Origin of the sequence: Stenotrophomonas sp. Sm2128 (assembly GCF_030985535.1) — a bacterium.
GTDB lineage: Bacteria > Pseudomonadota > Gammaproteobacteria > Xanthomonadales > Xanthomonadaceae > Stenotrophomonas > Stenotrophomonas maltophilia.
In genome coordinates this window covers 73,140-91,222 of sequence record NZ_JAPTFQ010000003.1, presented here as the reverse complement: position 1 = coordinate 91,222, position 18,083 = coordinate 73,140, and the positions used below count along the sequence as shown (strand labels likewise).

The 18,083-nt window shown below is 67.6% G+C and carries 18 protein-coding genes and 2 riboswitches; of the genes, 8 read left to right on the top strand and 10 right to left on the bottom strand.

The features are described 5' to 3' along the window. Positions 1 to 48: 48 nt before the first annotated feature. From O0K41_RS02095 to O0K41_RS02085, 3 genes are read left to right on the top strand one after another with little or no spacing between them, the layout of a single operon-like run. Positions 49 to 639, top strand: a complete 591-nt coding sequence (locus O0K41_RS02095) for a Sua5/YciO/YrdC/YwlC family protein (RefSeq protein WP_005411199.1) — start codon at positions 49 to 51, stop codon at positions 637 to 639. Between the two features lie 43 nt (positions 640 to 682). Beyond that, positions 683 to 1,372, top strand: a complete 690-nt coding sequence (locus O0K41_RS02090; protein WP_049450303.1) for a DUF4124 domain-containing protein — start codon at positions 683 to 685, stop codon at positions 1,370 to 1,372. A gap of 22 nt (positions 1,373 to 1,394) precedes the next feature. Then, positions 1,395 to 2,141 (top strand): hypothetical protein, encoded by a 747-nt coding sequence (locus O0K41_RS02085; RefSeq protein WP_308304425.1) that lies wholly within the window; start codon positions 1,395 to 1,397, stop codon positions 2,139 to 2,141. Between the two features lie 94 nt (positions 2,142 to 2,235). Here O0K41_RS02085 and O0K41_RS02080 read toward each other — a convergent pair whose 3' ends face one another. Further along, complete coding sequence (locus tag O0K41_RS02080) at positions 2,236 to 3,012, bottom strand: SDR family oxidoreductase (RefSeq protein WP_005411202.1); 777 nt, start codon at positions 3,010 to 3,012, stop codon at positions 2,236 to 2,238. Between the two features lie 111 nt (positions 3,013 to 3,123). Between O0K41_RS02080 and O0K41_RS02075 the strand changes: the two genes are divergently transcribed. Then, the gene (locus O0K41_RS02075) at positions 3,124 to 3,336 is read left to right on the top strand and encodes a hypothetical protein (protein WP_005414610.1); all 213 of its coding nucleotides are present in this window, start codon (positions 3,124 to 3,126) and stop codon (positions 3,334 to 3,336) included. Positions 3,337 to 3,434: 98 nt separating this feature from the next. Here O0K41_RS02075 and sppA read toward each other — a convergent pair whose 3' ends face one another. The 4 genes from sppA to O0K41_RS02055 form a co-directional block, all read right to left on the bottom strand. Next, positions 3,435 to 5,357 (bottom strand): signal peptide peptidase SppA, encoded by a 1,923-nt coding sequence (gene sppA / locus O0K41_RS02070; RefSeq protein ID WP_049450300.1) that lies wholly within the window; start codon positions 5,355 to 5,357, stop codon positions 3,435 to 3,437. Between the two features lie 115 nt (positions 5,358 to 5,472). Further along, entirely contained in the window at positions 5,473 to 6,837 is a 1,365-nt protein-coding gene (locus O0K41_RS02065) for an MATE family efflux transporter (RefSeq protein ID WP_049450298.1), read from the bottom strand. Between the two features lie 282 nt (positions 6,838 to 7,119). Further along, entirely contained in the window at positions 7,120 to 7,704 is a 585-nt protein-coding gene (locus tag O0K41_RS02060; RefSeq protein WP_164221809.1) for a DUF3106 domain-containing protein, read from the bottom strand. Next, entirely contained in the window at positions 7,697 to 8,701 is a 1,005-nt protein-coding gene (locus O0K41_RS02055; RefSeq protein WP_099527345.1) for a hypothetical protein, read from the bottom strand. The genes O0K41_RS02060 and O0K41_RS02055 overlap by 8 nt, the downstream gene beginning before the upstream one ends. Positions 8,702 to 9,114: 413 nt before the next feature. Between O0K41_RS02055 and O0K41_RS02050 the strand changes: the two genes are divergently transcribed. Then, the gene (locus O0K41_RS02050) at positions 9,115 to 11,292 is read left to right on the top strand and encodes a primosomal protein N' (RefSeq protein WP_164221824.1); all 2,178 of its coding nucleotides are present in this window, start codon (positions 9,115 to 9,117) and stop codon (positions 11,290 to 11,292) included. 96 nt (positions 11,293 to 11,388) lie between these two features. Here the strand turns inward: O0K41_RS02050 and O0K41_RS02045 are convergent, their stop codons facing one another. Together O0K41_RS02045 and O0K41_RS02040 are read right to left on the bottom strand one after the other, a co-directional pair. Further along, positions 11,389 to 12,009 carry a glutathione S-transferase gene (locus O0K41_RS02045; protein ID WP_005414615.1) on the bottom strand — a complete coding sequence of 207 codons (621 nt, stop codon included), beginning with the start codon at positions 12,007 to 12,009 and terminating at the stop codon, positions 11,389 to 11,391. Between the two features lie 143 nt (positions 12,010 to 12,152). Beyond that, positions 12,153 to 12,932 (bottom strand): NYN domain-containing protein, encoded by a 780-nt coding sequence (locus O0K41_RS02040; RefSeq protein ID WP_099527346.1) that lies wholly within the window; start codon positions 12,930 to 12,932, stop codon positions 12,153 to 12,155. Between the two features lie 123 nt (positions 12,933 to 13,055). On the opposite strand from O0K41_RS02040, the gene O0K41_RS02035 reads away from it, so the two are divergent. Further along, positions 13,056 to 14,336, top strand: coding sequence for an NAD(P)/FAD-dependent oxidoreductase (locus O0K41_RS02035; RefSeq protein WP_164221811.1), 1,281 nt, complete (start codon positions 13,056 to 13,058; stop codon positions 14,334 to 14,336). Between the two features lie 130 nt (positions 14,337 to 14,466). Beyond that, positions 14,467 to 15,078, top strand: coding sequence for a hypothetical protein (locus tag O0K41_RS02030; protein WP_164221812.1), 612 nt, complete (start codon positions 14,467 to 14,469; stop codon positions 15,076 to 15,078). A 16-nt stretch (positions 15,079 to 15,094) separates the two neighbouring features. Here the strand turns inward: O0K41_RS02030 and O0K41_RS02025 are convergent, their stop codons facing one another. Next, complete coding sequence (locus O0K41_RS02025) at positions 15,095 to 15,532, bottom strand: nuclear transport factor 2 family protein (protein WP_164221814.1); 438 nt, start codon at positions 15,530 to 15,532, stop codon at positions 15,095 to 15,097. 71 nt (positions 15,533 to 15,603) lie between these two features. Next, positions 15,604 to 15,879, bottom strand: a complete 276-nt coding sequence (locus tag O0K41_RS02020) for a GIY-YIG nuclease family protein (RefSeq protein ID WP_005411214.1) — start codon at positions 15,877 to 15,879, stop codon at positions 15,604 to 15,606. Positions 15,880 to 15,919: 40 nt separating this feature from the next. Further along, positions 15,920 to 16,009: riboswitch (glycine riboswitch) on the top strand. A 13-nt stretch (positions 16,010 to 16,022) separates the two neighbouring features. Then, positions 16,023 to 16,126, top strand: a riboswitch (glycine riboswitch). Positions 16,127 to 16,210: 84 nt separating this feature from the next. Here O0K41_RS02020 and O0K41_RS02015 point away from each other — a divergent pair. Then, on the top strand, positions 16,211 to 16,828 hold the full coding sequence (locus O0K41_RS02015; RefSeq protein ID WP_005411215.1) for a trimeric intracellular cation channel family protein: 618 nt from the start codon (positions 16,211 to 16,213) through the stop codon (positions 16,826 to 16,828). 168 nt (positions 16,829 to 16,996) lie between these two features. Here O0K41_RS02015 and O0K41_RS02010 read toward each other — a convergent pair whose 3' ends face one another. Further along, positions 16,997 to 18,070 (bottom strand): 3-deoxy-7-phosphoheptulonate synthase, encoded by a 1,074-nt coding sequence (locus tag O0K41_RS02010; RefSeq protein WP_057500834.1) that lies wholly within the window; start codon positions 18,068 to 18,070, stop codon positions 16,997 to 16,999. Positions 18,071 to 18,083: the final 13 nt, after the last annotated feature.

Here is an 18,083-nt window from a genome sequence, read left to right as displayed (position 1 = left end):
CACCTACCGTCCGCGCCGACCACCCCTTCTGCACGCAGCAGGGGGATAATGAAGGCCCACGCCGGGCCGGTCGCCGCCATGAAAGAACTCACCCTGGACTCTGCTGTCGCCACGCTCCGTGCGGGCGGCGTGATCGCCTACCCGACCGAAGCGGTCTGGGGCCTGGGCTGTGACCCTTCGCACGAGGCGGCGGTGCACATGGTGCTGCGACTGAAACAACGCCCGATCGAAAAAGGCATGATTCTGGTCGCGGCCGATCTGGCGCAGCTGGAAGGCTGGGTGCGCCTGCAGGCCCTGCCGGACGCACGCCAGCGCGCGGTGCTGGCCAGCTGGCCCGGCGCCAACACCTGGATCCTGCCGGCCGGACCCCGTGCCCAGCCGTGGGTCACCGGGGAGCACAGCGGCATCGCCGTGCGCATCAGCGCCCACCCGCTGGTGGCCGAACTCTGCCGTGCCTGGGGAGGCCCGCTGGTCTCCACCAGCGCCAACCTGGCCGGCGAACCACCGGCGCGCCGCCGCGAAGAACTGGATCCACGCCTGCTGCGCCTGCTTGATGGCATCCTGGATGGCGAAACCGGCGGCCTGGCCCAGCCCACCCCGATCCGCGACGCGCTCAGCGGCAACGTGCTGCGCTCCTGAGCGGCCGATTGCGCTGCCCCGGACAATCGCGCACCCTGCCGTCATGAACCTGCTGCGCACCGCTTTGGGCCTGTGCCTGCTGCTGCCATCGACGGCACCGGCGGCCGAGGATGTGCGGGTCTACCGCTGCGTCGCCAGCAACGGCGCCGTGGCCCTGCAGGACAGGCCCTGCAACAGCGGCCGCCAGGAAGTCCGCGACCTGCAGCGCCCGCGCGATCCAGCGCCGCGGGTGGTGCGCAGCGATGCGGCCCCCGCACCGCCGGACGAATCTCCGGTGATGCGTGACCGCGAGGTCCGCCACGTCTACATCCAGCCGCCGCAGCCGCTGTACGAATGCGTGCGCGACGATGGCCAGCGCTATACCAGCGACAGCAACGAGGGCAATCCGCGTTGGGTGCCGTTGTGGACCAGCGTCTGGCTGCCACACGGGCATCGGGGCCCATCGTACCCGGGTCCGCGCCCGGCCATCGGCACACCGATCGGTCCGCCCGTCGGCGAGGGTGCAGGTTACCGGCCGCCCGCCGTCGGCGTAGGCGTGCAGGTCCCGGCCGGCAGCGTGCTGGTGCGCGACAGCTGCCACGCGCTGCCGCCACAGGAGGTCTGTGCGCGCCTGCGCGACCGCCGCTGGGAACTGGACCGTCGCTACAACAGCGCTTTGCAGAGCGAGCGCACCGCCATCAGCAACGAACAGCGTGGCATCGACGCGCGCCTGTCACGCGACTGCCAGCGTTGAGCGCAGCCTGTACGCTGTGAGCATGAACAGACTGATCTGGTCGCTTCTGGCGCTGCTGCCCGGAAGCGCGTTGGCCGAAGAGGGCGTGATCTACCGCTGTACCTCCAGCAGTAGTGACGTCCCTACCCTGCAGCGCACGCCGTGCCCCACCCGCAGCAAGCAGCAGGTGCTGCGCGTGCCCGGCCCGGCCAACCCGCAGCCGGCTGCCGCTGCACCTGTGGCTGCGGAACCTGCACCCGCCCCCGTCGAAACACCCGCGCCGGTGCCGGCCGGACCGGCCGTTGCCCCTGCGGCCCCAGCGAAACCACGACGCGCGGACGAAGGACGCACCATCATGGAAGCGGGAATGGTTGAACGCGAAGGTGCCAACCAGATTCTCGACAGTGCGACCCTGCGCCGTGATGCCGATGCCCGTGCCGAAGCAGGCAACGGTCCACCGAAGCCGCCGCTTCCCCCGATCTTCCAGTGCACCGACGGACAGGGCGGTGGTTATCTGCACGAGTACGAGGCATCACCTGGTCGCTGCGAACCGATGACGGTGCAGGGCCTGGGCGGGGTCACGCCGATGAACGCGGCCGGCTGCGAAGTCGTGCGCGACCGCTGCGAGGAACTTCCCGAAGCACAGCGATGCGGCAGCTGGCAGCAGCGCTTCCGCGATGCCCGCGGCCGTGAACGCTTCGCCGCACCGGAAAACCGCGATACCGCGCGCGGTGAACGCGAGCGGCTGCAGGCGGTGTTGGAGGCCAGCAACTGCCCGGTACCGGGGTGACCGCCACCCGGTAGTGCCGGCCACTGGCCGGCAACCACAGGATCTTCAGATGATTGCAGTTGCCGGCCAGCGGCCGGCACTACCCGCTGAAAGATCAGAACCCGTAGCGCAGGAAGCCGCCATCCACCGCGATGCACTCACCGGTGACATAGCTGGCTGCCGGCAGGCAGAGGAAGCCCACCGCGGCGGCCACTTCCTCCGGCTCGCCGATACGACGCATCGGCGTGCGGTTGATCACTTCCTCGTAGTAATCCGGGTCCGACAACGGACCGGAGGTCCGCCGCGTGCGGATGTACCACGGCGCCACTGCATTGACCCGGATGCCATCCTCGGCCCACTCGACGGCCAGGTTGCGGGTCATCTGGTGCATCGCGGCCTTGCTCATGCCGTAGACCACGCCGCTGCGCACATGGGTCAGGCCGGACACGCTGCCGACGTTGACGATCGACGACGATGCGTGGCGAGCCAGCAGCGGATGCGCGTAGCGCGACAGCTCGAACGCCGAGAACAGGTTGGTCTCGAAGATCTTCCGCCATTCGTCCTCTGAATACTCCGTGGCCGCCTTGGTGACGTTGCCGCCAGCGTTGTTGACCAGGATGTGCAGGCCATCACTGTGGTCTTCCACCCAGTCCAGGATCTGCCGGCGGTCCTCGTCGTCGGAGACATCGGCGGCCAGCGCGTGCACCTGCATCTGCGGATACACATCCAGCAGCTCGTCGCGCGCGGTCTCCAGCATGTCGATATCGCGCCCGACGATCATCAGGTCCGCGCCGAAGCCGGCCAGTTCGTGCGCGATGGCCAGGCCGATACCGGCGCTGGCACCGGTGATCAGGGCGGTCTGCCCGTCCAGGCGCCACCGTTGCTGGGTCATGTTTCCTCCGGGGCCGCGCCCGCTGCATTTCGATGCGGCAAGGATACGCGCTCACGGCGGCCCTCTGCCGAGGATGCGACACTGCACGTACGCCCACTGCGGAGAGCCGCCATGCGCATCCTGACCCTGTTCTCGTCCCTGCTGGCCGGCGTGCTGCTGGTGGCCTGCCAGCGGCCGCCGACGCCGAACCCGGAGAAGCCACCGGTGCCCAAAGCGATGTCGCGTGCGATGCAGGAACCGCTGGACCGCGCCAAGGGCGCGCAGAAAGCGGTGGAAGAGGCCGCCGCACGCGAACGCAAGGCCGAGGCCGACGCGACGCAGTGACCTGTGGGGTCAGAGCCCTTTGCGGGGCAAAGGGATCCGACCCCACCAATGAAAACGCCCGGCCAGGGCCGGGCGTTTTCATTCGTCACCGCTGCCGATCAGAACCCGCAGAAGCAGTAGGCCAGCGCCTTCACCGGCGTGCCGTTGCCCTTCTCGCGCGCCGCGTTCTCGACAAAGCGCAGCTGCGTATCCACTTCCGGCATCGCGCGCGCCAGCACCATCCGCGCCATGCCCGAGTCGGACAGCATCCAGGCGCCGGCGCGGCTGCCGGCGAAACCGCTGACGAACTGCGCGAACGGCGTCGCCGCCTTCTCGATGTAGCGCACGCGGTAGGCATCAGCCTTGCCCAGCTTGGCACGGCTGGCGGCATCGGCCACGGCATCCTTCAGGCCACCGAAGGCATCGACCAGGCCACGTTCCTTGGCCTGCGCACCGCTCCACACGCGGCCACGCGCCACTTCGTCGACGGCCTCGACCGGCTTCTTGCGGGCGTCGGCGACGCGACCGGTGAAGTCGGCGTAACCCTTGTTGATCACCGACTGGATGACCTGGCCCACGGCCGGATCCATCGGGCGGGTGACATCGAACGCACCCGCGAAACGGGTGGTGCCGACACCATCGGTGTGCACGCCGATCTTGTCCAGCGCGCGGCTGAAGTTCGGCACCATGCCGAAGATGCCGATCGAACCAGTGATGGTCGACGGATCGGCATAGATGCGATCGGCATTCATGCTGATCCAGTAGCCACCGGAGGCGGCCAGGTCGCCCATCGACACCACCACCGGCTTGCCGGCGGCCTGCAGGGCCACCACTTCGCGGCGGATCTGCTCGGAGGCGAACACTTCACCGCCCGGCGAATCCACGCGCAGCACCACCGCCTTCACGTTCTCGTCGTCACGCGCGGCACGCAGCAGCGCCGAGGTCGATTCGCCACCGATGCGGCCGGCCGGGAGATCGCCGCCGCTGATTTCGCCGGCGGCCACAACCACCGCTACCTGCGGACGGTTGTCCACCGGGTTGCGGCGCGCATCGAGCTGGCCCAGGTAGGTGCCGAAGTCGACGTTGCGGAAACCACCGTCGGCATCGTCATCGGCCACGCCGCGCTCGATCATCAGATCCTCGAACTCCTCGCGGGTCTTCAGCGCGGTCACCAGCTTCTGCTGCAGGGCGAACTTGGCCAGGTCGCCACCGGCGGCGGCGATGCCTTCCGGCAGCGTGTCGATGCCGGCGGCCAGCTGTGCCGGGTCCAGGCGACGCGCCTTGGCGATGTCCGCCAGATAGCGCTGCCACACGTCGTTCATCCAGAACAGGTCGGCTTCCTTGGAGGCCGGCGAGGCCGCATCGAGCACGTACGGCTCGGCCGCGGACTTGTACTCGCCCACCTTGAACAGGTGCACGTCCACGCCCAGCTTGTCCTGCAGGCCGGTGCGGAAGTACTGGCGGTAGCGGCCCAGGCCCTCGAGCACCACCGACCCCATCGGGTCCAGGTAGACCTCGTCGGCCTGTGCGGCCAGCAGGTACTGCGACTGGCCCATGCTCTCGCTGTAGGCCACCAGCTGCTTGCCGGAGGCACGCAGGTCCTGCAGCGCGGTGGCCACTTCACGCAGCGAAGCGAAGCCGGACGGCTGCAGCTTGTCCAGCTCCAGCACCACGCGCTCGATCTTCTTGTCTTCCTTGGCCGACTCGATCACCCGCAGCAGGTCGCGCAGCTGGATCTCTTCGGCGCCGTTGTCGCCCACCGCCTTGGCCAGTGCACGGCTGACCGGGTCGGCGCTGAACTGCTCGACCAGGCGACCTTCCGGGGCGATCACCAGGGTGGTGCGATCCTGCAGTGACTTGCTGGCACCGGCACCCATGCCCGCCGCGATGACGAACATCACCAGCAGCAGGAACAGCAGGCCGAAGAACAGCAGGTTGAGGATCAACCGGCGGGTGAAGTTCATGACGTCCCACAGCCCGATGAAGAAACTGGCGACGGGGTTGCGACGCGCCGGGGGCAGCGGGGGCACGGGTTGATTCATGGAACGCTCCGGATGGCTTCTTGCCGTGGTACCAGCATAGCCGGTGCCGCGTGATGCAGCATCGGACACAAGTCAGGGGATCGCCCGCCATGGGTCGGCATGGCGGGCGCAAAGGTCAGGACAACATCGACTGGCCGATGCGCAGGCTGCTGCGGCGCAGGCGCCAGCCCATCAGGATGGCAGCGGCGGTCAGGCCAACGATCAGGCCGATCCACATGCCCTGCGGGCCCATGCCCATGCCCAGGCCGAGCCCGGCGCCGAGCGGCATGCCCAGGCCCCAGTACGCGAACATGGCGATGAACATCGGCACGCGGGTGTCTTTCAGGCCGCGCAGCGCGCCGGCCGACAGTACCTGGATGCCATCCGGGAACTGGAAGGTGGCCGCGTACAGCAGCAGCGTCGAGGCCAGGCCGGCCACCGCCAGGTCGTTGGTGTAGACACCGACGATGGCATCGTGGCCGAACAGCAGCACCGCCGCCGACAGCGTCTGCGTGCCCATGATGATCGCGTAGCCGGCCCAGGCCGCACGCCGTACGCCGAAGCCATCGCCACGGCCAACCGCATGGCCGACGCGCACGGTGGTGGCCTCGGCCACGCCCATCGGGATCATGAAGCACAGCTGCGCCACGTTGATCGCGATCTGGTGCGCGGCCGCTTCATTCGCACCCAGACGGCCGATCAGCAGCGCGGTGACGATGAACAGGCCGCCTTCCATCAGCACGGTAATGCCGATCGGCAGGCCGGTGCGCAGCAGGTCCCAGATCGCCTTCCAGCGCGGTCCTTCGAAGTGCGAGAACAGCTGCAGGTGGGCGAAGCGCTTGGTGCGCCACAGGTAGAGGGCAAACGCCGTGGCCTGCAGCCACATCATCACCGCCGAAGCGATGCCCAGGCCTTCCGCACCCAGTTCCGGGAAACCGAGCTTGCCGTTGGCCAGCACGTAGCCCATCGGCGCCAGCACCAGCAGGCCGCCGAAGCCGAGCAGCATGGTCGGCAACGTCCAGTGCATGCCTTCGCTCAGGTAACGCATGCAGAAGTACAGGGTCAGCGCGGGCCCGCCCCAGCGCACCGCGTGCAGGAACGCGGTCGCCCCCGGCACGATGTCCGGCGCGATGCCGAACGATGGCAGCAGCGGCGGCACCACCGTGAGGAAGGTGAACATGATCAGCCCCAGCCCCAGCGCCAGCCACAGTGCCTGGCGGAACAGCGGGCCGATCTCGCGCTCGCGGCCGGCGCCGTGCAGCTGCGATACCGAGGCGGTGAGCGAGATCAGGGTGCCGATCGGGATCAGCATCGGCAGCCACAACAGCGCCGTGCCGATGGTCACCGCGGCCAGGGTCGCGGTGGCGTGGTGGCCGGCAATGACGTTGTCGACGAAGGAGATCAGACCGGTGGACACATGCCCGAGCACAAGCGGCAGGGCGAGCAGACCGGTGGCGCCGACTTCCTTGCTGAAGCGCGGCGTGGAGGTTGCAGTAGACATAAGGTGCTTGACGCGAACTACGGTTGCGCGCGAAGGGCACAGGCACCGGGTTGCGGCCGGTCATCTTACGCGCGCAGCGCGCGCATTCCCATGACATGGCGTGAATGCTGGGTTCCGGCAGGCCCCGGCATCACGCGTTGCGATCGCGTTACCGGGAAAATCGCCCGCCCTGTAGAGTCGACTGTCAGTCGACTTCCGCGCGCAGCGCGGGTTTTTCGCGGATCAGTATGAAGAGCAGTCGACCAACAGTCGACGCTACCCCTGGACGCTACGCCTTCCGGTTTACTGACCCGCCTGGCGCTTGAGCCAGGCATCGCGCTCGGCGGCCGGCACGGCGAGGAACGCGCCTCGCACCGTGTCACGCTCCTGCGGTGGCGTGCGCTGCGCGACCAGGGTCAGCTGGGCCAGCTGCGCCGGGCTGAGCTGGCGCAGCACGGCCAGCGCGGCCTCGCGCTGTTCCGGTGGCACGAAGCCGAACAGGCCGTGCAGCTTGGGGAACTCCAGTCCCAGCTGCGGGCCCAGCCGCCAGCCCTCGCGGAAGGCCTGGTCCTGCGCCTGGAACTGCTCGCGCAGGCGCTGCTGCTGGTCCGCCGGCAGCGCATTGAACCGCGACGCAGCCTGCCGGATGCGCTCCCGCTCGCTCTCCGGCAGGGCGCGCCAGGCCGCGTAGTCGGCACGGCGCTGACGCTGCTGCTGGGCATCGAGCTGGGTGAACGCAGCGGGCGTCGTGTTTGTGGTGGCCGGAGCGGGAGCCGCCGGTGAACTGCCCGGCACTGGCGGCGGCAGCGGCACGCTCAAGGTCTGCGGCGCGGCGGACAGCGCCAACGGCAGGGCCAGCAGCAGGCTGGCGAACAGGGTCTTATTCATCGGCGGCAGCGGTTTCCAGCGTGGCGCTGGCCGGCTCGGGCCGGCTCGGCCTGGATTGCGATTCGTCCACCGGCAACGGGCCGCCGGCGGCGGTCCAGGCATACAGATCGGCATCGGCCACCAGCGGATAGTCGCGGTCGGCCAGCATCATGGCGTCGTCGGAGGCTTGGGCCGGGGTCGCATCCGGCGTGGCATTGACCTTGCTCGGCGGAAGCGCTTCCACCGTGACCGGGCCAGCTTCGCCCACTACCCCTTCCGGCAGTGGAGCGTCGCTACCGGATGAATGTCCTTGCCAGTAGCGCCAGCCCAGTGCCGCGGCCAACAGCACCGCCACCGTCACCAGCAGGATCACCGGGCCGCGCCAGCGCGGCCTGGCATTGGGACGCCGCCGCTTGCCCTGGGCGGCCGCACGATCATCGCGCTGCGGTGCGCGCCAGCTGGTCGCGGGAGCTTCATTGCTGGCGGCCGGCGCAGCCGGCTGCTGAAGCTGCTGCAGGCGCTTGGCCGGCAGGTCGCGGATGCGCAGCTGCACCTGTTCGGCCAGCTGGCGCCATGCCGACGCATCGGGCTGGCCGAGCGCATCACGGGGGCAGGCATCGGCCAGCAGGTGCTGGTAGCCCGCTTCGTCCTGGTCGAGCACGCGCATGGCGATACCCTCGTCCAGACTGCCGCCCACCCGCAGCAGGAGCGCCAAGCGCGGCAGCGGCCCCATTTCGCCCAGCGCGGCCAACGGCGGCAGCCACTGGCCGCCCACCGGCTCGCGCAGCGCCTGGCGCTGGCCCAGCAGGGTCCAGAAGCGGATCGGCCACTGCGCCATCGGCAGGTCGCTGGCGACCGCGGCGAAGGCGCGCATCACCGCCACCAGGGTCTGCTCGGCTCGCGCGGCATCGCCGCACTGCAGCTCAGCCACCACCAGGGCGCGGCGCTCGACGCCGCGCAGGAACGCCGACAGCGCGCCGGCCGCGGTCGAGGAAACAGGGGCGGGCACAGCCGTCATCGGTCACTCCAAAGGTCTGCCGGCATGATAGCGGCAGCCCATCGGCACCCGTAGGACTTGCGCGCGCAGGCACTTCGTGCTGCAGGTTGTGCACAGCACCACGCCCGCCTCGGGGAAAACTGCGGCATCCAGCTGAATTCACTCTGTTTCAGCAATGTTTCACACTCAAGTTGTTGATTTTGAATGACTTTGAAGTGTGGCGATTTTTTGACCAACCCAAGCGTGAGCTCGTCGCCATCGGCCTCCTGCGTTCCCGTCGACCGGTAACGCACAACGTTATCCACAGAACATGTGGATAAGACTGAATCTCCAATGGACACCGATATTTAGGTGACATTTATGATTCGACGGAGGCCCCCCGGCAGTCTCTGGCCCCTGCCATCCGCGCGCGCATGGCCCGTTACACTGGCCCGATGCTTTCACCCATTCCGACCCTGCAGGTCGCCCTGCCCGTCCCGCTGCCGCGCCTGTTCGACTACGTGTCACCAGAGGGCGATGGCCCCACGGTCGCGGTCGGCTGCCGCCTGAAGGTGCCGTTCGGCAACCGCGAGCTGGTCGGCGTAGTGGTGGGGCACGGCCAGACCGATGACGGCCAGGGACTGCGCCAGGCCTTGGCCTGGTGCGACCCGCAACCGCTGCTCCAGGGCGAGCTGTGGCACAGCCTGCAGTGGCTGGCGCGCTACACCCATGCGCCACTGGGCGAGGTGCTGAGCACCGCCCTGCCGGGCCCGCTGCGCCATGGCGACGCCCTGCCCGACACCCATCACTGGGGCTGGCAGCTGACCGCCGAAGGCCGCGCCCAGCGCGAAAAACTGCGCGCCGGCAGCCGCCCCCGGCAGCTGGCCGAGCTGCTGGCCGACGCCATCGTCGATGAGGACGTGCTGGGCGAACGCATGGACGACTGGCGCACCGCCGCGCGCAGCCTGGCCAAGCGCGAGCTGGCCGAACGCGTGGCGCTGCGCGTCGCTCCGCAGCACGCGCAGCCACTGCCTGGCCCCACCCTCAACACGGAGCAGGCAGAGGCCGTGGCGGCGATCAACGCAATCGAGGGCTTCCAACCGTTCCTGCTGGATGGCGTAACCGGCAGCGGCAAGACCGAGGTCTACCTGCAGGCCATCATCCACTGCCTGGCCCAAGGCAAGCAGGCGCTGGTGCTGGTGCCGGAAATCGGCCTCACCCCGCAGACCCTGGCACGCTTCCGCGGCCGCCTCGGCATCGCCGTGCATGCACTGCATTCGGGGTTGAACGACAACGAGCGCGCCCGGGTCTGGGCGGCGGCTTCGCGCGGCGAGGCACGGGTGATCGTCGGCACCCGCTCGGCGGTGTTCACGCCGCTGCCGCAGGCCGGCCTGCTGATCGTCGACGAGGAGCATGACGGCAGCTACAAGCAGCAGGACGGCATCCGCTACCACGCACGCGATTTCGCTCTGGTCCGGGGCAAGGCGCTGGGCGTTCCGGTGCTGCTGGGCAGCGCTACGCCTTCACTGGAGACGCTGCACAACGCCTATGCCGGGCGCTACACCCACCTGCGCCTGAAGCAGCGTGCCGGTGATGCGCGGCCACCGCGCGTGCGCATCCTTGATGTGCGCAAGCGACCATTGCATGACGGCCTCTCGGCCGACGTGCTGGCCGGCATCGGCGAGCACCTGCAGCGCGGCCAGCAGGTGCTGGTGTTCAAGAACCGCCGTGGCTATGCGCCGGTACTGCTGTGCCACGACTGCGGCTGGACCGCGCCATGCAACCGCTGCGATGCACCGATGACCGTGCATGGCGGCGGTCGTCGCCTGCAGTGCCATCACTGCGGTGCGCGGCAACCGGCGCCGCTGGCATGCCCCGCGTGCGGGAGTCTGGCGCTGCAACCGCAGGGCATCGGCACCGAGCGCCTGGAAGAACATCTCACCGCCGCCTTCGCCGACTTCCCGGTGGTGCGCATCGACCGCAGCACCACCTCGCGACGCGATGCACTGGAACAACAGCTGGCGAAACTGGGCGACCAGCCCGGCATCCTGGTCGGCACGCAGATCCTGGCCAAGGGCCACGACCTGCCCAAGCTGACCCTGGTGGTGGTGGTCGGCATCGACGAGGGCCTGTTCTCGGCCGACTTCCGCGCCAGCGAGAAACTGGCGCAGCAGCTGATCCAGGTCGCCGGTCGCGCCGGACGCGCGCGCGACCCGGGCGAAGTCTGGCTGCAGACGCATCACCCGGGGCACCCACTGCTGGAGACCCTGGTCAGCGGTGGCTACCACCCGTTCGCGCAGGCCGAGTTGAACCAGCGCCAGGCCGCAGGATTCCCGCCGTTCGCGCATCTGGCGCTGATGCGCGCCGAAGCGCAGCAGGTGGAGCATGCCAATGCATTCCTGCTGGCAGCGCGACAGCTGCTGGGCGAGCAGGACGTGGTGGAAGCCTATGGACCCATGCCGGCGCCGATGCCACGGCGCGCAGGTTACCAGCGCGCCCAGCTGCTGCTGTCTGCCGCGCAGCGGCCACCGCTGCACGGGGTGCTTTCGCAACTGGTACCGCAGCTGTATGCGCTGCCGGAAGCACGCAAGGTGCGCTGGTCGCTGGATGTGGATCCGACGGATCTTTATTGAGGGGTCAGAGCCCACCCGTCGGGTGGGATCCGACCCCGATGCCCTGGGGTCGGATCCCTTTTCGCAGAAAAGGGCTCTGACCCCGGACGCTTTCGCTTACGTCAGCGGCGACATCACGCCGCGCTGGTAGGCGGGGCGCTCGCGAAGACGGGCGTACCAGTCGGCCAGGTGCGGCAGTTCCGGACGCTGGATCGGCAGTTCGAACCAGGCATAGATCAGCGAGCCCAGCGGGATGTCACCCATCGCGAATGTCTCGCCGGACAGCCACGGCTGCTTGGCCAGGGTGGCATCGGCCATCGCCAGGTAGTCGCCGGCGCGCACGATGGCGGCATTGATCCGCGCTTCGTCGCGGTCGGCCGGGGCGGTGCGCATGATGCCCCAGATCAGGTCGGTGTACAGCGGCGCCATGCGCGAGGTGCTCCAGTCCATCCACTTCTCGGCCTGGGCGCGTTCCATCGGGTCTTCGGCGTACAGCGTGCCCAGCGCGTAGCGCGCACTCAGGTAGCGCACGATGGCGTTCGATTCCCACAGCGGCAGGCCGTGGTCTTCGATCACCGGTACCAGGCCATTGGGATTCATCGCCTGGTATTCCGGCGTCTGCGTGCCGCCGTGGCTGCCACCGACCTCGATGGACTCGTACGGCAGGCCGATTTCCTCGGCACACCACAGCACCTTGCGGACGTTGCTGGAATTGCGACGGCCCCAGATCTTCAACATGCGGGTATTCCTTGCTGGCAATGCGAGCGGCAACGATACCCCTGATCGGGCGGGGTGTGTGCATACCGGATGCGGGATCTGGCGTCAGGGAATTGCCGGCCAGCGGCCGGCACTACCGGTTCCTCGCTGGCCAGCGGCCGGCATTACCGGTTCTTTTTCGGCAGCGCGCGCACGTAGGACGACTTGCCATCCTTCTTCAGTTCGAACAGGCCGATCGCTGCCAGCAGATCGCTGAGCTTGCCGTAGCCGTAGTTGCGCGGGTCGAACGACGCCTGGTTGCCGATCTGGCTGCCGACCGGGCCGAGGTGCGACCAGCCATCCTCGCCCTCGGCCGCGGACACCGCGCGGCGCAGCATCTTCACCAGCCGCGTGTCGCTGCGCATTTCCGCACCGCTCTTGCGCGGGCGCGCATCGTCGTTGCCCACCGGCTCGTTCGAGGCCTGTTCGCTGGATGCCTGTTCGGTATCCGGCACGCTGGCGTGGGTCTGGCCCAGTGCTTCCAGGTAGGTGAATTTCGAGCACGCGTTGACGAACGGCTCGGGTGTTTTCTTCTCGCCGAAACCGTACACCTTCACGCCATCGGTCAGCAGGCGCATCACCATCGGGGTGAAGTCCGCATCGCTGGAGACGATGGCAAAGCCATCCAGGTTGCGCGCGTACAGCAGGTCCATGGCATCGATCACCATCGCCATGTCCGAGGCATTCTTGCCCTTGCTGTAGGCGAACTGCTGGATGGGACGGATCGCATACTCATGCAGCACCGCTTCCCACCCCTTCAGTCGCGGGCTCTTCCAGTTGCCATAGGCGCGGCGCACGTTGGCCACCCCATAGCGGGCCACTTCGGCCAACACCTCGTCGATCTTCGAGGCCGGCGCATTGTCGGCGTCGATCAACAGGGCGATGCGCTTTTCCGGTTCGCTCATGGACTCCTCGCGGGCGGTTGCCTGAACCCGAGTATCGCCGATCCACGCGGGCGCTGACGTGACAGGCAGTCGCCGTGCGAAGATGCCAGGCGCTTCCCCCAATGCCCCCACTGGAGTGAGTCGATGAGTCGCGAGCGCGTTCCCCACCTGGTTGTTGTCGGCGGCGGTTTTGCCGGTCTCTGGGCCACCCGTGCCCTGGCCCGCGAGCGCATACGCATCACCCTGGTCGACCGCCGCAACCATCATCTGTTCCAGCCGCTGCTGTACCAGGTGGCCACCGCCGGCCTGTCCGCCCCGGATATCGCCGCACCGCTGCGCCACATCCTCGGCCACCAGCGCAACGTGGAAGTCCGCCTCGGCGAAGTGGTCGCCATCGACAAGCAGGCCCGGCAGATCCGCATGGCCGATGGCAGCACGCTGGACTACGACAGCCTGCTGCTGGCCACCGGCGCCACCCACGCCTACTTCGGCAACGACCAGTGGGCCGATGATGCGCCTGGCCTGAAGACGCTGGACGATGCGATCGCGCTGCGCCGCAAGCTGCTGCTGGCGTTCGAGCGCGCCGAGGCGGAACCGGACCCGGCGAAGAAGGCCGCATGGCTGAGCTTCGCGGTGGTCGGTGGCGGTCCCACCGGTGTTGAACTGGCCGGCACCCTGGCCGAGATCGCGCGGCATACGTTGCGCAACGAATTCCGCCACATCGACCCGGCCAGCGCCAAGGTGCGGCTGGTCGAGGCCGGCCCGCGCGTGCTGTCCTCGTTCCCGGAAGTACTTTCGCTGAAAGCACGCCGCCAGCTGGAAAAGCTGGGCGTGGAAGTGCTGACCGGTACCCCGGTGAGCGACATCGACAGCCAGGGCTTCACGCTCGGTGACCAGTTCATACCGGCCCGCACCGTGGTCTGGGCCGCCGGCGTGGCCGCTTCACCGCTGGCGCGCACGCTGGACGTGCCGCTGGACCGCGCCGGCCGCGTGCCGGTGCAACCGGACCTGACCCTGCCCGATCACCCGGAGCTGTTCGTGGCCGGTGACCTGGCCGCACTGAGCCAGGCCGACGGCAAGTCGGTACCCGGCGTGGCACCCGCTGCCAAGCAGATGGGCAAATACGTGGCCGAGGTGATCCGCGCACGCCTGCACGGCAAGCCCGAGCCCGGCCCGTTCAAGTACGCCGACTACGGCAACCTGGCCACCATCGGTCGCATGGCCGCGATCGTGCACCTGGGGCGCCTGCAGCTGTCGGGCGTGCTGGCCTGGTGGTTCTGGCTGGCCGCGCACGTGTTCTTCCTGATCGGCTTCCGCAACCGCATCGTAGTGCTGCTGAACTGGGCCGTGGCGTACTGGAGCTACCAGCGCAGCGCGCGCATCATCTTCGGTGATGACCAGGAAGACCGGCGACCGAGGCGGTAGGGTCTGCACTTGTGGCGGCCATCACCGGCCCGTAGATGGAATGACATGTTCTTCTGACATGTCGTCTCAGAGTCGATCCAATCGAAGCACGAGGCACTGAGCAACTGATGAATCACTGAAGAGGATAGATATGGAAGCCACATCATCAGACAAGTACGTCGAAGTCGGGGGTGATTTCGCGGAAATATTTGATCAAGCCACTCTGCTTTCGATGCTCAATTCTCACGATGAAGCGGCGGTGGCTTTGAAATTCCATTTGATCATGGAGGAGTTCATCAACATCTGGTGTTCAAAGCGCACCTACACAGATGACTTATTTGCAGGCATAGACTTCGTTCCATTCAAAACGAAGCTAGCGATTGCCAGGAATCTCGGCCTTGAGATCGGAATCTTCAAAGCCTTGGACAAGTTAAATACTGCAAGAAACAGATACTCCCATCGACTCAAGTACAACATGGCGGCCAATGACGTTGAGTCGCTTTCAGCTCTGATCGATAACGCAGCACCAGAACATCCTGTCAACAGCTGCTCTAGTTTCGTCATTGAGAGCTCCGGCATCGATCCGCAAGGTCGCTTGGCGAAGCAGACTCACAGTTGGAACTCCGGCAATCCAAAAAAGCTATTCATCATGTGCGTTACATTGACAATGAAGACAACTCTTTGGATTCAGAAGGAGTTCGACGATCGTGGAATCAGTTACACACTTACGACAGGGTTGCCGAAGAATATAAATCTGTCGTGAACTTAACTATCAACGGCTAGCGAACGTCTGCCTTCGGTTTCGGGTACCACAGCGCGTTGACGATGACCCAGCGCTGGTCGAAGCGCCCCATGTGGAAGTAATCGACGAACCACGGCGTTTCCAATCGCACCGAGGCGGCATTGCCGGTCACGTCCAGCACCGTGCAGCGGCGGTCCCATTGATCCTTCGGGGTTTTCAGCGCGCCCTGCTTCGTCAGCGCGACCAGTTCTTCCTTCGACATGCGGCGCAGGCCCAGCCGCTCGTCGGGCGTATCGCCGAGGACCGCGCGCTTGGCCAGGTCCGGGTGCAGGGAGCGGGCGACGCGCTGCGGGTCGGCCTCCAGCTGGCCGTCGACGTAGTCATGGCAGGTGGCTTCGATGGCCGCGAGGGTGGCCGGGTCGGCAGCGGGACTGGTTGACGCGGAGAGAGCGAACAACAGGGCGACGGTGGACATCCGGGTCTCCAGCGCTGAGGGCTGGGCGATCATCGCATGGCGGCACAGAGGCATCCATGTATGCCATGGATCTACAGGGACCCAGCATCCACCGCCTGCAGCCAGGCCAGCTTGCGTTCCCGCGGCTGCTGCTTGAGCTGCCATTCGGCCCGCGAGGCGGCGGCCCGGTCCGGGTACTCGCGCACGGCCAGCACCCGCAGCGGCGGCCGGGCCCGGGTGTAGCGCGCGCCCTTGCCAGCCTGATGGGCGGCGAAACGCGCGTCCACGTCGGTACTGATGCCGGCGTAATAGCTGCCATCGCGACATTCGAGCAGGTACAGGAACCACGGGCGGAGGGACGGGGCCATGCCCGGATTATGCCGTGCTGCACTGCAGCGGATATACTGGCGCCCGAATGCAGGAGAGAGGCGCCGCGCTGGCGCCCGCCGAAGGCGCAGGCTCCCATGATCGCTCAGGCCGGTGGGCTGGAATCCCACCAACCATGCATTCGACTCGCCGAGCTGGAGAGAGGTCACCGGGCATGCCCGGGACGATCCGCCGAAGGGGCACGCGGCCCATGCCGCTGAACTCTCAGGCAAAAGGACAGCGGGAGCGGCACCGGTCATCGTCATTCCGTCATTGCGCAGGCAATGGCGGCGTCCGCGCATGGCCGGCCCCACCGCGCCCGGAGCCTGCCCCATGTTGCTGTCCATCATCTACCTGATCGCCATTTCCGCCGAAGCCATGACCGGCGCGCTGTCCGCCGGCCGCCGCCGCATGGACCTGTTCGGCGTGGTCATGATCGCCTGCGTCACCGCACTCGGCGGTGGTTCACTGCGCGACATCCTGCTCGGCCACTACCCGCTGGGCTGGGTGAAGCATCCCGAGTACCTGGGCTTCACCGTGTGCGCGGCGCTGATCGCCACCTGGGTGGCGCGCTGGATGCACCACTTCCGCCGCACCTTCCTGGTGCTCGATGGCCTGGGCCTGATCGCCTTCACCCTGATCGGCTGCTCGATTGCGCGCGAAGCCGGCCATGCGATGCCGATCGTGCTGATCGCCGGCATGCTGACCGGCGCGTTCGGCGGCGTGCTGCGCGACATCCTCTGCAACGAGGTGCCGCTGATCTTCCAGAAGGAGCTGTACGCGATCATCGCGCTGCTGACCGGCGCGGCCTACCTGTTGCTGCTGCACTGGGGCGTGGCCGACGCCACCGCGATCCTGTGCTGCCTCGGCGGCGGCTTCGCGCTGCGCCTGCTGGCGATCCACTACCGCTGGGAAATGCCGAAGTTCGTGTACCACGACGAAGTGCATTGAGGTTCGCGCGGCGGAATCCGCACCACCCCGGCGATGTACCTGGCGCTGTCGCTCATGCGCAGCGCCAGGCGCATCGCCGGTGCAGATGGGCCGGTCTCCAACTCCGACCGGCCCTGATCGCGGCCGCACCCCCGCAGGCGCTGGCCGCCATCCACACACGTGCCGCACTCAAGCGGCTTCGGACACCTTCACGTCGCGACGGGCGCGCACGGCCGCGGCCAGTCGCTCCAGCACCGTCACGGTGGTGTCCCAGTCGATGCAGCCATCGGTGATGCTCTGCCCGTAGACCAGCGGTTGGCCTTCCACCAGTTCCTGGCGACCACCGACCAGATGGCTCTCGATCATCACACCGACGATGCGCTGTTCACCGTCTTCCAACTGAACGGCGATGTCCTCGATCACCTTCGGCTGGTTCTCCGGGTTCTTCAGGCTGTTGGCATGGCTGGCGTCGATCATCAGGCGCGTCGGCAGCTTGGCCTTGGCCAGCACCTGGCAGGCCTCGGCGACACTGGTCGCGTCGTAGTTCGGCTGCTTGCCGCCGCGCAGGATCACGTGGCAGTCCGGGTTGCCGGTGGTCGACACGATGGCGGTGCCACCCTGCTTGGTGACCGACAGGAAGTGATGCGGATTGGACGCCGCACCCACCGCGTCAGCGGCGATCTTCACGTTGCCATCGGTGCCGTTCTTGAAGCCGACCGGGCACGACAGCCCCGAGGCCAGTTCGCGGTGCACCTGGCTTTCGGTGGTGCGCGCACCAATGGCGCCCCAGGCCACCAGATCGGCGATGTACTGCGGCGAGATCACGTCGAGGAACTCGACACCGGCCGGCAGGCCGAGCTTGTTGATGTCGCGCAGCAGGCCACGGGCAATGCGCAGGCCCTTGTCGATCCTGAAGCTGCCATCCAGGTCCGGATCGTTGATCAGGCCCTTCCAGCCCACCGTGGTGCGCGGCTTCTCGAAGTACACGCGCATGACGATTTCCAGTTCGCCGGCCAGCGCGTCGCGCAGCGGCTTCAGGCGCTGGGCGTACTCGATGGCGGCCTTCGGGTCATGGATCGAGCACGGGCCGACCACCACCGCCAGGCGGTCGTCGCGGCCGTGCAGGATCTGGTGCAGGGCCGCGCGCGAGGCGCTGACGGTGTCGGAGGCTTCATCGTCACAGGGCAGCATCGCCAGCAGCTGGGCAGGCGGTGTCAGCGGTTCGATGGTGCGGATACGCAGGTCGTCGGTGTGCGGGGGCATCGCGGGAGATCTC

What these genes read in the sequence shown, in the direction of transcription:
- O0K41_RS02095 (WP_005411199.1), top strand. Translation starts at nt 49, where the DNA reads ATGAAGGCCCACGCCGGGCCGGTCGCCGCCATGAAAGAACTCACCCTG.
- O0K41_RS02090 (WP_049450303.1), top strand. Translation starts at nt 683, where the DNA reads ATGAACCTGCTGCGCACCGCTTTGGGCCTGTGCCTGCTGCTGCCATCG.
- O0K41_RS02085 (WP_308304425.1), top strand. Translation starts at nt 1,395, where the DNA reads ATGAACAGACTGATCTGGTCGCTTCTGGCGCTGCTGCCCGGAAGCGCG.
- O0K41_RS02080 (WP_005411202.1), bottom strand. Translation starts at nt 3,012, where the DNA reads ATGACCCAGCAACGGTGGCGCCTGGACGGGCAGACCGCCCTGATCACC.
- O0K41_RS02075 (WP_005414610.1), top strand. Translation starts at nt 3,124, where the DNA reads ATGCGCATCCTGACCCTGTTCTCGTCCCTGCTGGCCGGCGTGCTGCTG.
- sppA (WP_049450300.1), bottom strand. Translation starts at nt 5,357, where the DNA reads ATGAATCAACCCGTGCCCCCGCTGCCCCCGGCGCGTCGCAACCCCGTC.
- O0K41_RS02065 (WP_049450298.1), bottom strand. Translation starts at nt 6,837, where the DNA reads ATGTCTACTGCAACCTCCACGCCGCGCTTCAGCAAGGAAGTCGGCGCC.
- O0K41_RS02060 (WP_164221809.1), bottom strand. Translation starts at nt 7,704, where the DNA reads ATGAATAAGACCCTGTTCGCCAGCCTGCTGCTGGCCCTGCCGTTGGCG.
- O0K41_RS02055 (WP_099527345.1), bottom strand. Translation starts at nt 8,701, where the DNA reads ATGACGGCTGTGCCCGCCCCTGTTTCCTCGACCGCGGCCGGCGCGCTG.
- O0K41_RS02050 (WP_164221824.1), top strand. Translation starts at nt 9,115, where the DNA reads ATGCTTTCACCCATTCCGACCCTGCAGGTCGCCCTGCCCGTCCCGCTG.
- O0K41_RS02045 (WP_005414615.1), bottom strand. Translation starts at nt 12,009, where the DNA reads ATGTTGAAGATCTGGGGCCGTCGCAATTCCAGCAACGTCCGCAAGGTG.
- O0K41_RS02040 (WP_099527346.1), bottom strand. Translation starts at nt 12,932, where the DNA reads ATGAGCGAACCGGAAAAGCGCATCGCCCTGTTGATCGACGCCGACAAT.
- O0K41_RS02035 (WP_164221811.1), top strand. Translation starts at nt 13,056, where the DNA reads ATGAGTCGCGAGCGCGTTCCCCACCTGGTTGTTGTCGGCGGCGGTTTT.
- O0K41_RS02030 (WP_164221812.1), top strand. Translation starts at nt 14,467, where the DNA reads ATGGAAGCCACATCATCAGACAAGTACGTCGAAGTCGGGGGTGATTTC.
- O0K41_RS02025 (WP_164221814.1), bottom strand. Translation starts at nt 15,532, where the DNA reads ATGTCCACCGTCGCCCTGTTGTTCGCTCTCTCCGCGTCAACCAGTCCC.
- O0K41_RS02020 (WP_005411214.1), bottom strand. Translation starts at nt 15,879, where the DNA reads ATGGCCCCGTCCCTCCGCCCGTGGTTCCTGTACCTGCTCGAATGTCGC.
- O0K41_RS02015 (WP_005411215.1), top strand. Translation starts at nt 16,211, where the DNA reads ATGTTGCTGTCCATCATCTACCTGATCGCCATTTCCGCCGAAGCCATG.
- O0K41_RS02010 (WP_057500834.1), bottom strand. Translation starts at nt 18,070, where the DNA reads ATGCCCCCGCACACCGACGACCTGCGTATCCGCACCATCGAACCGCTG.